General features: G+C 37.7%; 12 protein-coding genes, 1 tRNA gene and 1 rRNA gene. 2 read left to right on the top strand and 12 right to left on the bottom strand.

All coding sequences use genetic code 11. The features are described 5' to 3' along the window. Window positions 1–102: 102 nt before the first annotated feature. From CW736_RS08975 to CW736_RS08920, 12 genes are all read right to left on the bottom strand, one after another. Window positions 103–176: transfer RNA gene (locus tag CW736_RS08975), tRNA-Ile, on the bottom strand. A 129-nt stretch (window positions 177–305) separates the two neighbouring features. Next, window positions 306–1,831: ribosomal RNA gene (locus CW736_RS08970) — 16S ribosomal RNA — on the bottom strand. 416 nt (window positions 1,832–2,247) lie between these two features. Beyond that, window positions 2,248–3,603: an MATE family efflux transporter gene (locus CW736_RS08965; RefSeq protein WP_101013629.1), complete on the bottom strand. Its 1,356-nt coding sequence runs from the start codon at window positions 3,601–3,603 to the stop codon at window positions 2,248–2,250. Window positions 3,604–3,656: 53 nt separating this feature from the next. After that, window positions 3,657–5,066, bottom strand: a complete 1,410-nt coding sequence (locus tag CW736_RS08960; RefSeq protein ID WP_101013628.1) for a M20/M25/M40 family metallo-hydrolase — start codon at window positions 5,064–5,066, stop codon at window positions 3,657–3,659. Beyond that, window positions 5,059–5,928, bottom strand: coding sequence for a PPK2 family polyphosphate kinase (locus CW736_RS08955; protein ID WP_101013627.1), 870 nt, complete (start codon window positions 5,926–5,928; stop codon window positions 5,059–5,061). Before CW736_RS08955 ends, CW736_RS08960 begins: the two co-directional genes overlap by 8 nt. Window positions 5,929–5,935: 7 nt before the next feature. Then, a complete protein-coding gene (locus CW736_RS08950; RefSeq protein WP_101013626.1) occupies window positions 5,936–7,099 on the bottom strand; it encodes a sigma-54-dependent transcriptional regulator in 1,164 nt (387 codons plus the stop codon). Window positions 7,100–7,101: 2 nt separating this feature from the next. After that, window positions 7,102–7,995, bottom strand: coding sequence for a DUF6268 family outer membrane beta-barrel protein (locus CW736_RS08945; protein ID WP_232735329.1), 894 nt, complete (start codon window positions 7,993–7,995; stop codon window positions 7,102–7,104). Beyond that, on the bottom strand, window positions 7,988–8,872 hold the full coding sequence (locus CW736_RS08940; RefSeq protein WP_101013625.1) for a mechanosensitive ion channel family protein: 885 nt from the start codon (window positions 8,870–8,872) through the stop codon (window positions 7,988–7,990). The genes CW736_RS08945 and CW736_RS08940 overlap by 8 nt, the downstream gene beginning before the upstream one ends. 2 nt (window positions 8,873–8,874) lie before the next feature. Beyond that, a complete protein-coding gene (locus CW736_RS08935) occupies window positions 8,875–10,170 on the bottom strand; it encodes an ABC transporter permease (RefSeq protein ID WP_101013624.1) in 1,296 nt (431 codons plus the stop codon). Then, complete coding sequence (locus CW736_RS08930; protein WP_101013623.1) at window positions 10,163–11,092, bottom strand: ABC transporter ATP-binding protein; 930 nt, start codon at window positions 11,090–11,092, stop codon at window positions 10,163–10,165. Before CW736_RS08930 ends, CW736_RS08935 begins: the two co-directional genes overlap by 8 nt. 280 nt (window positions 11,093–11,372) lie before the next feature. Continuing rightward, the gene (gene dnaJ, locus CW736_RS08925; protein ID WP_198519379.1) at window positions 11,373–12,515 is read right to left on the bottom strand and encodes a molecular chaperone DnaJ; all 1,143 of its coding nucleotides are present in this window, start codon (window positions 12,513–12,515) and stop codon (window positions 11,373–11,375) included. After that, complete coding sequence (locus CW736_RS08920; protein ID WP_101013621.1) at window positions 12,515–13,054, bottom strand: nucleotide exchange factor GrpE; 540 nt, start codon at window positions 13,052–13,054, stop codon at window positions 12,515–12,517. The genes dnaJ and CW736_RS08920 overlap by 1 nt, the downstream gene beginning before the upstream one ends. A gap of 237 nt (window positions 13,055–13,291) precedes the next feature. On the opposite strand from CW736_RS08920, the gene CW736_RS08915 reads away from it, so the two are divergent. Together CW736_RS08915 and CW736_RS08910 are read left to right on the top strand one after the other, a co-directional pair. Continuing rightward, complete coding sequence (locus CW736_RS08915; RefSeq protein ID WP_101013620.1) at window positions 13,292–13,957, top strand: YceI family protein; 666 nt, start codon at window positions 13,292–13,294, stop codon at window positions 13,955–13,957. Between the two features lie 100 nt (window positions 13,958–14,057). Then, entirely contained in the window at window positions 14,058–14,849 is a 792-nt protein-coding gene (locus CW736_RS08910; RefSeq protein ID WP_101013619.1) for a hypothetical protein, read from the top strand. Window positions 14,850–14,859: the final 10 nt, after the last annotated feature.

Below are 14,859 nucleotides of genomic sequence, written 5' to 3'. Positions count from 1 at the left end.
TAGAAAATTAATTCAAAATTATGAATATGGAATATAATCCTCAACATCTAAAGTTTCCTAATTATTTTAAATGAACAAATGTGGCAAAACCACAAAAAAAAGTAGTCCCAGGCAGACTCGAACTGCCGACCTCTACATTATCAGTGTAGCGCTCTAACCAGCTGAGCTATGAGACTCTAAATCATTGAACAAAACCTCGCGGCTTCTCTTAATTGACAATTCTTAATATAAAAATAAATAAACACACTAACTAAGTAACTCTGCATTACATCACTCTTGTAGTTTCATTATTTCAGAAACTCCAGAAAGGAGGTGTTCCAGCCGCACCTTCCGGTACGGCTACCTTGTTACGACTTAGCCCCAGTTACCGGTTTTACCCTAGGCAGCTCCTTGCGGTCACCGACTTCAGGCACCCCCAGCTTCCATGGCTTGACGGGCGGTGTGTACAAGGCCCGGGAACGTATTCACCGCATCATGGCTGATATGCGATTACTAGCGATTCCAGCTTCACGTAGTCGAGTTGCAGACTACGATCCGAACTGAGATAGGGTTTGTAGATTCGCTCCTTCTCACGAAGTGGCTGCTCTCTGTCCCTACCATTGTAGCACGTGTGTGGCCCAGGACGTAAGGGCCGTGATGATTTGACGTCATCCCCACCTTCCTCACGGTTTGCACCGGCAGTCTCACTAGAGTCCCCGACATGACTCGCTGGCAACTAGCAACAGGGGTTGCGCTCGTTATAGGACTTAACCTGACACCTCACGGCACGAGCTGACGACAACCATGCAGCACCTTGCAAATTGTCCGAAGAAAAATCTATTTCTAGACCTGTCAAAATGCATTTAAGCCCTGGTAAGGTTCCTCGCGTATCATCGAATTAAACCACATGCTCCACCGCTTGTGCGGGCCCCCGTCAATTCCTTTGAGTTTCATTCTTGCGAACGTACTCCCCAGGTGGGTTACTTATCACTTTCGCTTGGCCACTCAGTACTCAATCGTACCGAACAGCTAGTAACCATCGTTTACGGCGTGGACTACCAGGGTATCTAATCCTGTTCGCTACCCACGCTTTCGTCCATCAGCGTCAATATATTGTTAGTGATCTGCCTTCGCAATTGGTATTCTATGTAATATCTAAGCATTTCACCGCTACACTACATATTCTAACCACTTCACAATAATTCAAGACTAACAGTATCAATGGCAGTGCCGGAGTTAAGCCCCTGCATTTCACCACTGACTTATTAGCCCGCCTACGGACCCTTTAAACCCAATGATTCCGGATAACGCTTGCACCCTCCGTATTACCGCGGCTGCTGGCACGGAGTTAGCCGGTGCTTATTCTTACGGTACCGTCAACTCTCTACACGTAGAGAGATTTCTTCCCGTACAAAAGTAGTTTACAACCCATAGGGCCGTCTTCCTACACGCGGCATGGCTGGATCAGGCTTGCGCCCATTGTCCAATATTCCTCACTGCTGCCTCCCGTAGGAGTCTGGTCCGTGTCTCAGTACCAGTGTGGGGGATCTCCCTCTCAGGACCCCTACCTATCGTAGCCATGGTGAGCCTTTACCTCACCATCTAGCTAATAGGACGCATACTCATCTATTACCGTAACCTTTAATTATTAAATCATGCGACTTAATAATACTATGAGGTGTTAATCCAAATTTCTTCGGGCTATACCTCAGTAATAGGTAGATTGTATACGCGTTACGCACCCGTGCGCCGGTCGCCATCATCTAGCAAGCTAGATATGCTGCCCCTCGACTTGCATGTGTTAAGCCTGCCGCTAGCGTTCATCCTGAGCCAGGATCAAACTCTTCATCGTCGAATCTTTTTAAAGATCATTTAATATATGATGCTTTTTAGAAACTACTTAATTAGCATTGTGCTTATCTATATTTATTATATAACTATTGTTATCACTCTAAAGTGATAACTTTAATTTGTGCTGTCAATCAATATCTCAATGAACATCTTCAAAATCTAAAAATTAAAATCCTGCAACAAATCTTTACGATTTGATTGTTGATTTTTTAACCTTTTTTGAAGAACATTTGCCTCGTTAAACATATACTTGTTTTCCTAAGCGGGTGCAAATATACAGACACTATCTATTACAAACCAAACTTTTTAATGATAAAAAATGAAAATAAATGGAAATAAAAAACAACAAGCTCATTTACAGCTATTTGATTTTAAAAATGATTTTACATCCTCATCAAACAACTCTTCAAACCTGTCCTACGCCGCCTTCTCCTCTGCAGTAACATCATAACTACTCAATAAATACCTATATCTTAAAAACATTAAAACAGCCGAAAGTGATAACGCAACTAATAATCCCATCCATATACCTTGAACCCCGAAGTCATAATAGCTGCTCAAAATGAATGAAATTGGAAACCCAACTATCCAGTAAGCTATAAAACAAATAAGAGTAGGAATCCAAACATCTTGAAAGCCCCGTAAAGCTCCTAATAAAACAACTTGAAACCCATCACTTAATTGGAAGAATGCTGCAATTATTAAAATCTTCGACGCTAACTCAACTACATCTATATTATCTATATATATAAAAGGTAATTGATTTCTAAAAAACAAAAAGCAAAAAGCAAAAACTAACTCGAATATAAAGGTCAATAGAAATAAGGATCTTGCAATTCTCTTTAAGTCTGAAAAATGACCAAGTCCTTTTTGATTACCTACTCTAATAGTCGCTGTTACCCCTAGGCCTACTCCTACCATAAAGGTCAATGCAGATAAGTTTAATGCGATTTGATTTGCTGCTTGACTATTCGTGCCTAACGTACCAGATAAGAAAATGGCAGCTGTAAACAGTGAAACTTCAAACAACATTTGAAGCGCTGTAGGAAGACCCAGATGAAATAATTTATTGATTACCCCAAAAGAGTAGTTCTTTAATAAATAAAAATAACTCTTAAACTGTTTATTAAAAAAAAGCAAAACAGTGAGTATTAAAAACATTAAAATCCTTGCCACAAACGTTCCAATAGCAGCACCCTCAACTTCTAATCTCGGAAATCCAAATTTCCCATATATAAAAACGTAATTCAACAATACATTAATAATGTTTGCTACTATAGACGCAATCATTGAATAAGTAGTTTTAGAAAGCCCGTCTATAAACTGTTTCACCGCCTGAAACATCATTAAAGGTATTAAGGAAAGTGCTACCCACCTCATATAAGGAATAGCTAAATCAACAACCTCTTTAGGTTGATCGAGCATGTAAAGTATGGGCTCACTTAGAAACATCAAAAGCATTAACAAAACACCCATGATAAACGACATTAAAAAACCTAAATGAAAAATAGAGGTTACTTTGTCTGAATCTCCTTGAGCATCTGCCTCTGCAACCAGAGGTGTTATAGCAAATGAAAAACCTATTCCTACAGAAAGAGCTATAAAAATCAAAGTATTACCTAATGACACCGCAGCTAGCTGCGCCGCACCCAACTCCCCTACCATTATATTATCTGCTAGCGCAACTAACAAATGGGCTATTTGACCTACCATTATAGGTACTGCTATATGGAGGTTTTTAGGAAATTCTTTAGTGTAATCTTTTAATGCCATAGTGATTTCTCAAAAGGCGTAAAAGTAGATAGAATGTGCAATAGGGATGTGCTCTAATCCATCCTTTTATTAACTATTCCATATTGATCAAAAAGATAGATCAAACTAGTCATTGTAGCAGCACCTAATTCTAACTCCCGCTTATTAACAGCATCAAACGTATCGTTTGCTGCGTGATGAAAATCAAAATATCTTTGAGAATCTGGTCGTAGGCCTGCTAAAGTTGTACCAGAAGCTTTTAATGGACCTATGTCTGCTCCACTGCCACCCTGCTCAAAATAATGTATCAAGTAAGGTTTGAATAAAGGTTTCCAGGATTCTACAACTTTCATTTGATCATCACTAGTATCAAAACTAAAGCCTCTAGGGGTAAAACCTCCGGAGTCACTTTCTAAAGCAAAAATGTGATGCTCCTTTTTAAGTGTCGCTTGTTTTGCATATTCTCGAGCGCCCTTTAATCCATTTTCTTCATTCATAAAAAGAACTACTCGTATCGTACGTAGCGGTTTATAACCTAATGTTTTCAAGGTGTGTAATACTTGCATGGACTGTACTACTCCAGCACCGTCATCATGGCTGCCATCACCTAAATCCCAGGAATCTAAATGACCTCCTACGATGATCACTTCGTTAGGGTAGGTACTTCCTTTAATTTCGCCTATCACGTTATGACTTTCTACATCTCCCCATACGGTACAATCTTGTTTTAAATAAAACTGTAAATTCTTGTCTATTGCTAGGTAAGTGTGCAACTTTTCTGCATCATTAGTACTGATGGCAGCTGCTGGAATATAATCTTCAACATCTGAGTCACCATAGCTCATAGCACCCGTATGCGGATAATCATCTAATCTTAGATTCATAGATCTTACTATTACTGCAACAGCACCGTATTTACCTGCTTCTTCTGCACCGCTGTACCTTTGATCGACACATCCACCATAGGCCTCAAAAGTTTGAATCTTTTTAGGATCCATAGGGCGGTTATAAAAAACAATTTTTCCTTCTATCTGTTCTCTTCCTAACTCAGAAAGCTCTTGCAAAGAGGTCACCTCGATTACCGGGGCTTTTATCCCGGCTTCTCTAGTGGGGATAGAACCTCCTAAAGCACATACATTAACGTTGATAGTAGAAAGATCGTTCAGTTGTATGTAGGCAAATTCTGGCGTGCCTCTGGTCCATTTAGGAACTAACACCGACTGTAACTCTGTTCTATCAGTGAATTTTTTGATTTCCTTTTCGGTATAAGTTACTGCGCGTTCGGCTTGTAGAGACCCCGACAACCTTCCTCCTATGGTGTTAGATAAATAATCGAGCCACTCGTAACTTTTAGACTCTGTTAGATTGAAGTCATAGATACTTCTTAGCATAAGTGAATCTGCCTTTGATGTTGGTAAGGTTTGCGCTTTCGCGAAAGCGGAACCTATTAAAACAAGTAATCCAATGGTATATATTTTATTCATTTTGTAAAGCTTGTATGTATTTATTAATATTTCCAGATACTTCGTCATCCATTTCAGGAGCTTGTATTTCTTTAAATTGGGACAAAGTCTCCAAAAGTATTTTTGCAACTAAAAGTCTTGCCACAGGCTTATCGTCTGCTGGGATGATATGCCATGGAGCAACATCTGTATGTGTGTGGCGTATAGCTTGCTCATAGCAATGCATATAGTTTTCCCATAATTTACGCTCCTTAAGATCATCTTTTGAAAATTTCCAATTCTTCTCTGGTGTCTTCAATCTTCTTAACAACCTGCTTTTTTGCTCTTCTTTACTGAGATGAAGGAAAAATTTAAAAATAAAAGTTCCATTTTCAATAAGCTCCTTCTCAAAATTATTGATTTGCTGGTAACGCATTTGCCAAAAATCTTCTGTCGCATCATCTGGACTATCAAAACCTGGAAGATTCTCGGCCATTAAATATTCTGGATGGACTCTAGTAACTAATACATTCTCGTAATGTGTTCTATTAAAAATACCAAAATGCCCCTTAGACGGCAAGGCGATATAATGCCTCCATAGATAACCCTGCGATAATTCTATATTTGTAGGCACCTTAAAACTGTGCTGTACCACTCCTCTTGCATTAAAGTCTTTAAACACCTCACGGATCAGACTGTCTTTACCAGAGGTATCCATACCCTGAAAGCAAACCAAAACCGCATGCCGGTCATGTGCGTACAACCTCGCTTGAAAATTTGCCAGATCTCTTCTTACTTTACCCAGTTCCTTTTCAGTCTTCTTTTTTGACGGAGAATTTTTTAAAAGTGTAGGCAACTTTGAAAGTTGAAGCTGCTCTGTTGCTTTATAATCATCTGATGTCATAGATTATTTATTTACTAGCAAAAAGTTTTACATCTTTCTCGCTGATTTGATTTCCTCCCAAAATAATCAAACGTTCTACTACATTGCGCAACTCACGTATGTTTCCTGTCCAGTCGTATTGCTTTAGCAATTTGAATGCTTTGTCGTCAAATTCTTTGACTGAGGTCCCTTGTTCTTTTGCTATTTTTGACGCAAAATGATTGATTAAAAGCGGAATATCTTCTCGCCTATCGTTAAGTGTAGGAACATTAATTAGAATAACAGCAAGCCTGTGATATAGATCTTCTCTAAATTTTTTATCTTCTATTTCTTGTTTTAAATCTTTGTTAGTAGCTGATAAAATTCTTACATCTACTTTAATATCTCTATCACTACCTACACGTTGTATTTTATTTTCTTGTAGTGCTCTAAGAACTTTAGCTTGAGCTTTTGCGCTCATATCGCCTATTTCATCAAGGAAAATCGTTCCACCATTTGCAGCTTCAAATTTTCCGGCGCGATCTTTATTGGCGCCAGTAAAACTTCCTTTGACGTGGCCAAAGAGTTCGCTTTCTATCAACTCACTAGGGATGGCGGCACAATTCACTTCTATAAAAGGACCCTTAGAACGAGCACTCTTTTCATGTAACCAATGTGCTACAAGTTCTTTACCTGTTCCGTTTGCACCAGTAATAAGTACTCTAGCATCTGTAGGAGCAACTTTTTCAATGATATTTTTAATGATCACAATCAACTCGCTATGACCTATCATTTCGTAATTCTTACTTACCTTTTTCTTTAGACGATTGTTTTCTACAACAAGACTTTTCTTATCAAGAGCATTACGTACCGTATTTAAAAGTCTATTTAAATCTGGCGGCTTAGAGATATAATCAAAAGCACCTAATCGCATGGTATTTACCGCAGTATCAAGATCTCCATGCCCCGAAATCATCACTACAGGAATCTCTGGTTTGATTTTCTTCATAGCCTCAAGAACCTCAACACCATCCATCTTAGGCATTTTAATGTCACAAAGAACTAGATCGTAATCATTATCTCTAATGAGTTCTATTCCTTCAAGACCATCAACAGCCTCTGTCACCACATAATCTTTATTTTCTTCAGTTAAGATTTTACCTAAAACGCGACGTATTGCGCTTTCATCTTCTATAAGGAGAATATTTGCCATTTTTAAATTTTGAATTTTAATCCTATTCGTGAATAAAAAGTATTGGTATCATTAAGCGTGACTACATCATCACCATTATTATCTCCCAGACGTATGTCATTTATAAAGGTATAGCCTGCATAAATATAAGCCGAAATATGTTTAGTAAAATTATACTCATATCCTGGACCTATCATAGCAACCGTCATAGAGACATCCTCAGCGATACCTCTTGAAGTAGGCTCATCATTTTGAATGTTTGCATAAAAGCCATCCAGTCTCGCATAGAGTTGCATATTATTCTTTTCATTGAACCTGTATTTCAAATTCATCTTGGGGGCTCCTAAAGTGAAGCTCCAGCTATCATTCATCTCTCTATAATAATTGAGGTAAGGTAATGGAAAAGGCCGGCCTGCAGTGGTAGCATATTGAACCCCTACTATGAGCCGCCATGGCTTACCTCCATCTTCTCGATTCTTTTTACTTTTTATAAAATAAACGCTTCCAGTTAGAAAATAGTCATCAGATCTTGCTTTTCCTTCATCAAAATTAGAAGCTGCAAGAATCCCTATTCGAGCGCCAAATCTCCAATTGTTTTTCATAGGGAACGTATAGCCTAATCCTACTTCATAACTTTCGTAGCGATCAGACCCAAAATCGGTTAATGTAAAATCATCTTTTACAATATATTCTACATTCCTATATTCTAGAAATGGTACTATATAAGTGCCGTCATCTACCTTAAGTGGCACATTTGCAAAGGTCCGGAATCTTCTAAAGCTGTTATCCGATTTACTCTGAGGGAAATAGGTATACTCTGCTCTAAATAAGTCTGTTCCTTGGGAGTACGCTTTCGCGAAAGCAAGAACACACAATACAACCACACTTATTTTAAGCATCTGCATGACGCTAGTCATTACCCCTGTCGTTTGACCCTTCATTGACCGAAGGGCGGGAGATAATGTGTAAATCCCTTTGTGGGAAAGGAATGGTAACTCCATTCTCTCTAAAGGCCTTATCAATAGCAAAACGCAACGCACTTTTAATACGAGGCTCTGCAAAAGAGTCTCGTACAAAAAAATAGATTCCGAAATTTAAGGAACTATCGCCAAAATCATTAAACATAACAAATGGTTCTGGACTTTTAAGAATACCTTTTTGCTGACTTGCGCAGCTCACCAAAAGCCTTTCTACTAACTCTGTGTCACTACCATAAGCAACACCTACCAGTACATGCTCTCTAGTTTTTGGGTGGTTTTGCGTGTAATTATAAACGGACTCCGACATAAAAAGATGATTAGGAATAATCAAAATCTTATCGTCTCTTGTAACAATTCTAGTGCTTCTTAACTTCACCTCAAATACACGCCCCACTTTACCATTCATTTCAATTACATCATTTACCAAGACAGATCGATCTGTAAGAATGGTGATTCCCGCAATAATATCTTTAAACAAATCTTGTAAAGCAAAACCTAGCCCTACAAATAATGCAGCACTCGCCGTTAGAAGTCCCGTAAGTTTTACCCCACTGGAATGTAAAACAGTGATGACAACGATGATATAAACCAAATAATTAAAAAACTTAAAAACACTATCAAACTTTAATTTGTCTGTAGTATCCATTTTGCGAGTAATCACTTTTTTAATTCCTCTTAAGACTAAAGTGGTAATCAAAATCGCTAAAACTGCCAGGATAAGCATCCAAGTATCAAAATGGAAACCATCTGTATTTCTAGATCCTACTATAGGATAGGTAAAAAACTCCTCTATTTTATCCCAATCTATTTCCATAATTAGTAACGCAACCATTTATAAAGTTCCTTCCAGTTGGTCTTTTTACCGTACATTAATATTCCTATTCTATAAATTTTTGCAGCAAGCATTGCAACACCTATAATACTTACATACAACAACAACATGCTTAAAGCTATCTCCCACCAAGCAATTTCTCCAAATGGTATTCTCATCAACATCACAATAGGAGAAGTAAGCGGAATATAAGAAAATATAACGGCAACTGTTCCATGCGGACTTTCCATTACTGAAAAGAAACCTACATATATGGCGAGCATTAAGGGTAATATCACTGGTAACATAAATTGTTGTGTATCCGTTTCATTATCAACAGCTGCACCTATAGCTGTATAAATAGAAGCATATAGAAAGTACCCGCCCATAAAGTATATGAAAAAACATACTAATAATTTCAGAATAGGAAGCTGGGCGATGTCGTTAAAAATCAATTCCATCTTACTCATGTCTTGCGCTTGGAGCATCACATCTGCATTTGCTGGATTTGAAAAAGCGTCAACTCCTAAAAAAGTAGTGGCAACGAGCATGAGAATAAAACCTAAAACGACCCAAATCAAAAACTGCGTGATTCCTGCCAGAGAAGTACCTGTTATCTTTCCTATCATTAAATAAATAGGCTTTACACTGCTTACAATAATTTCTATAATGCGACTGGTCTTTTCTTCTATAACAGATCTCATGACCATATTACCATATATAATGATAAACATCATCAATAAATATCCTGCCGCACCACCTGTCGCAATTTTAATCCATCCAGACATTTTACTGGTTTTTTCACCGGTAAAGTCTTGAAGTTGCAAGTCCTTATTTACGGTGCGCTCTTTAATCACATTAAGATTAATTCCAGCATCTTCTAAGTTATTTGCAGTAGCTTGTTTGTTGATCTTGTTTTCAATAGATTCTAAAAAACCTTGGGAAGGAGAGTCATCAGAATAAAAACTAATGTCTGCCAGCTGTCCTTCTCTTGCTTCAATAAGTATCAATCCATAATAATCTGCCTCTCTGCTCGCAGCAATTGCCGCTTCTTTAGAAATACCGTCCAAATTGATGTATTCATTGCGGTCGTAATTTTCAAAAAGTGCTGCATAATTGTCAGCAGTTTGATCAAGCACAGCAATTTTTCTTATTGTATCAGAGTTGATACTAGTCAGCCATCCTATTAACAAAGCCACACCAACAAATATCACTGGACTTACAAAAGTCATGATGATGAATGTCCTGTTCCTTACCTTATTCAGGTATTCTCTCTTTATGATAAGCCACAGTTTATCCATGTTGCTGTACAGTTTTAATGAAAATATCATTTACACTAGGTATCACCTCACTAAAATGTGTGAGTTCGCCTAGTTGTAATAATCGATTTAATGCGATAGGAACATCTACCTCAGTGGGTATTTTAATTTGAACATCTAGGGTGTTATCTAAACCAGATAAAGCTATAGGCTGAGGATCGAATTCTGCTGGAATTTGTTGAAATGCCAGATCACTATTCTCACATATTAGAGATACCGCATAGTTGCGATCCCTATATTGTTGTTTTATTTCACTTAATTTTCCTTCGAGCACTAAATTTGATTTGTGGATCAATGCAATATGATCGCACATTTCTTCTACACTTTCCATACGGTGCGTAGAAAAGATAATAGTCGCTCCATCATCTCTCAGTTTTAAAATCTCATCTTTAATAAGATTGGCATTCAAGGGATCAAAACCAGAAAACGGCTCATCAAAAATCAACAAGCTAGGCTCGTGCATTACTGTAACTATAAACTGTACCTTCTGAGCCATTCCTTTAGAAAGCTCTTGAAGTTTTTTATTCCACCAGCCTTCTATTCCTAATCTTTCAAACCAATAGTTCAATCGTTCTTTTGCCTGGCTTTTAGTAAGTCCTTTGAGCTGAGCGAGATAAATACATTGCTCTCCTACTTTCATAGATTTATATAGACCACGCTCTTCTGGCATGTATCCTATATCTTCTATGTGCAGTGGTTTTAATTTTTCACCATTGAGAAGGATATGGCCTTGATCTGGCATGGTGATCTGGTTAATAATTCTGATCAGTGATGTTTTACCAGCTCCATTAGGACCTAATAATCCATATACACTTCCCTTAGGAACAGAAATAGACACATCATTAAGTGCTGTATAATTTCCATAATCTTTTTTTATATGTATAGCTTCTAGCGCGTTTCCCATTCAATAATTAATTGCGCTAAATTAACAAGAAGGATATGGTATTACTAAGGATTTAGAAGATTTTAATAGGAAAAATTATGAAATGGTCGCGATAAGAAGAAGAATAGGATACCCTAAGGTTGAATATCATCATATACGTAACAAAATGCCATAAAAAAACCCACCTCTTATAAAAACAAGAGGTGGGAAAAATTGCTATGAAAAAGAAAAATAACAAACGGTTGGTTGACCGTCTGTTAGGGTAAATATATACAAAATTTTCTAAATCATTAAGTTTTCTTTAAGAAAACATATCTTTCACCTTTTCAAAGAAAGATTTATCTCCTTTTTCTGGAGCTGGTTCAAAGTTAACATCTGTCATCATGCTCTCAAAGAAATCCTTTTGCTCTTTAGATAAACTACGTGGCGTCCAAACATTTACATGTACCAATAAATCACCTGTTCCATAACCATTGAGACTAGGCATTCCTTTACCGCGTAATCTTAATATTTTCCCGCTTTGAATACCTGCTTCTACCGGGATACGAACCTTTCCTGTAACGGTTTGGATTTCTTTAGAAGTCCCTATTATTGCTTCAGGCACACTTACATACATATCATAATGAAGGTTATTCCCTTCTCTTTGTAACTCTGCATGAGGTTTTACTTCAATATCTACTAATAGATCTCCACTTATTCCGTTTCCTGGGGCATCATTTCCTTTTCCAGAAACCTTAAGACGCATGTCTGATTCTACACCCGCTGGGATTTGAATAGTCACGGTTTCTTCACTAGCAACCATACCTTGCGCATCTGCTCCGTCTGGTTTATTATCGATGCTTTGCCCTGCTCCACCACATACATTACATGGTGCTGCAGTTTGCATACGACCCAAAATAGTATTTTGAATCCTAGTTACTTGACCACTACCATTACAAGTACTACAAGTTTTATAGGTAACTCCTGGCGCTTGCCTTTTGCGTTTTACTTTTACCTTTTTATCGACACCATTTGCTGCTTCTTCTAAAGTTAAAGAGACTCTGATGCGCAAATCTTTTCCTTTTACCCTGCGCTGCCCACCGCGACTACCGCCGAATCCTCCAAAACCTGAAAATCCACCGCCGCCGCCGCCGCCGCCAAATATATCGCCGAACTGACTAAAGATATCATCCATGTCAAATCCTCCTGCACCTCCACCGCCAAATCCGCCGGCACCTCCAGAAGTATAAGCTTGATGACCTAACTGGTCGTAGCGAGACTTCTTTTGAGGATCACTTAAAGTTTCATAAGCTTCTGCAGCTTTTTTAAAGTTCTCTTCTGCAGCCGCATCACCCGGGTTTTTATCTGGGTGGTATTGAATGGCCTTTTTTCTATAGCCCTTTTTTATCTCCGGTCCAGTTGCTCCTTTTTGAATGTCTAATACGTCGTAAAAATCTGCCATAATTATTGTCCTATCACTACTTTAGGAAAACGAATAATCTTTTCTCCTAGTTTATATCCTTTTTCAATCACATCTACGATTTTACCTTTCATATCATCACTAGGTGCTGGTATTTGGGTAATTGCTTCATGGATGTCTGCATTAAAAGTATCTCCAGCTCTTACGTCAAATTCTTCTAATCCTTTACTGATCAGAGTACTGCGCAGTTTACCTGAGATTAATTTAATGCCGCTGGTGAGTTGTTCATCTTCAGATTTGTTGATCTCAATCATCGCTCTGTCAAAATCGTCCAACACTGGCAACATGTCCTTTAAAACTCCTTCTCCAGCAGTTTTAAAAAGCTCCATACGTTCCTTTGCTGTGCGTCTTTTAAAATTCTCGAATTCTGCAAAAAGACGTAAGAATTTATCTTTCTCTACTTGCAATTGCTCTTCAAGAATTTCAACCTCACTGCGTTCTTCCTGCACTTCTTCTGTTTCTTGCTCCATTACTTCTGGTGCATCCTGCTCTTTCAGGTCCTTCTCTTGTTTTTCCTTTGCCATTTTCTGACGGTATATTTTAAATAAATTCAACACGTTTTTATCGAGGTGTTTATAATGTTTACGCTTTCGCGAAAGCGAGATAGTCACAATAGTCTTCACCTACCTACGCGCGATAAGGCAAAAGTGCTGCCATACCAATTTGCGTGTCAAAATGTCACAACAATTAATTAATATAGATTTAACTAGCTTACTTGTATATACATGTAAATTTGTTTTCTTATAAATCAAAATTTAAATATGAAACGTAATTTTTTAAAAATCACAGGAATGGCAGCAGTAATCGCTTTTACGGTTGCTTGTAAAGACAACAAAAACGAAGTAGATGCTACGGCTGAAGCTGAGGCTGCTGAAGCAACTGTTGAGGCTGTTACTTATACAGTAGATACTGAAGCTTCTAATATTGCATGGGTAGGTTCTAAACCTACAGAAGACCACACTGGTAACATAGCTCTTTCTAGCGGTATGGTAACAGTAAATGCTGAAGTAGTAGAGAGTGGAGAGTTTACGATAGACATGACCTCTATTACTGTGACTGATCTTGAAGGAGAATCTGCAACAAATCTAAAGTCTCACTTAGAGGGAACTGTAGAAGGTAAAGAAACAGACTTTTTTAATACTCCTAAATTCCCAACGGCAAAATTTGTTGTTACAGGTTTAACTACGATGGGAGCTAAGACTATGTTAGAAGGGAATCTTACTCTTAAAGATGTTACTAAAAACGTGTCTTTTCCAGTAGGAGTAAAATTCGACGGTAATAAAATGATGTTGACTAGTGAAGAGTTTACCATTGATAGAACAGACTGGGGAATACAGTACGGTTCTAAAACCTTTACAGATATCGTTGCTGACAAAGCAATTTCTGATGATATTAAACTTACTGTAAACTTAGTTGCTACTAAGTAATTACTGAATATTACCTTTTTTATAAAAGCCTTGCAATCAATGATTGCAAGGCTTTCTTATTTATATCGAGTGCTTTATTTCACCCATCCGATCTCCAATTTTGCATGCTCTTTTAATCACTTTCTTTAGTCTTTTTACGATCACTACCACTATCGCGCAGGAAGAGAAACTGTTCGATACAGACTTACTCGAAGTCGTTTACGACTACGAGCAAGTAGAAATGGATTCTATTCTTTCTATAAGGTTGCTGATTGAAATTTTTAAATCAACCGATGAGGAAGATGATGTACACTCTGACTGCTGGACAGCTTACGGTGAAGATGATATGACCTTTATGAAACATCGCGAAAAAATCGATAAAAGAATATGTTTATCTAATCAAACGGAGCTGGAAGCGCACTATGAAGAAGCTATAAATGGATGGAAAGATGGTGAAGTAGGCCTAAGGGAATTAAGCAACTTGATCTATAAAGCAAACAATGTATACCAAGCTGAGTTTAGCTTCAATCAATACGATGCGGAACTGGATCAAATGACTCATAATGATTACCGTATTATTCAAATCAAAGAAACTTTTTATCAAATAGGAATTGTTCAACCTTTAAAAACAAAGAGCAAATCAAGAAACGATTTATTTTTCAATAGCATAGCGATAAGTAAGGATTACCATCTACAAAAGCAGTTTACCGAGTGCAACAGCTTTGACCTGTTTTTTAATAATGATGAAGATAAATCTACTGGCAATAGTGCTTACAACACCGGTTATGCTATAGGAGAATTTATGGGAAGTTTTTTATATATTGGAATTATACGAGGCCTTTTGGCCTCTTGTAGTTGTTCTTATGATAAGAAAAAACAAAAAGAACCTACAAAAGGAATGGGATCAATTTAATAACTAACTG

The organism is Nonlabens sp. MB-3u-79 (genome assembly GCF_002831625.1).
Taxonomy (GTDB): Bacteria; Bacteroidota; Bacteroidia; order Flavobacteriales; family Flavobacteriaceae; genus Nonlabens.
This window is presented reverse-complemented; position numbering and strand designations above follow the sequence as displayed.

Bases quoted from the DNA above. Each gene is read 5' to 3' on its own strand.
- CW736_RS08955 (WP_101013627.1), bottom strand. From the start codon at position 5,928: ATGACATCAGATGATTATAAAGCAACAGAGCAGCTTCAACTTTCAAAG.
- CW736_RS08950 (WP_101013626.1), bottom strand. From the start codon at position 7,099: ATGGCAAATATTCTCCTTATAGAAGATGAAAGCGCAATACGTCGCGTT.
- CW736_RS08940 (WP_101013625.1), bottom strand. From the start codon at position 8,872: ATGGAAATAGATTGGGATAAAATAGAGGAGTTTTTTACCTATCCTATA.
- CW736_RS08965 (WP_101013629.1), bottom strand. From the start codon at position 3,603: ATGGCATTAAAAGATTACACTAAAGAATTTCCTAAAAACCTCCATATA.
- CW736_RS08945 (WP_232735329.1), bottom strand. From the start codon at position 7,995: ATGACTAGCGTCATGCAGATGCTTAAAATAAGTGTGGTTGTATTGTGT.
- CW736_RS08960 (WP_101013628.1), bottom strand. From the start codon at position 5,066: ATGAATAAAATATATACCATTGGATTACTTGTTTTAATAGGTTCCGCT.
- CW736_RS08915 (WP_101013620.1), top strand. From the start codon at position 13,292: ATGAAACGTAATTTTTTAAAAATCACAGGAATGGCAGCAGTAATCGCT.
- CW736_RS08930 (WP_101013623.1), bottom strand. From the start codon at position 11,092: ATGGGAAACGCGCTAGAAGCTATACATATAAAAAAAGATTATGGAAAT.
- CW736_RS08920 (WP_101013621.1), bottom strand. From the start codon at position 13,054: ATGGCAAAGGAAAAACAAGAGAAGGACCTGAAAGAGCAGGATGCACCA.
- CW736_RS08935 (WP_101013624.1), bottom strand. From the start codon at position 10,170: ATGGATAAACTGTGGCTTATCATAAAGAGAGAATACCTGAATAAGGTA.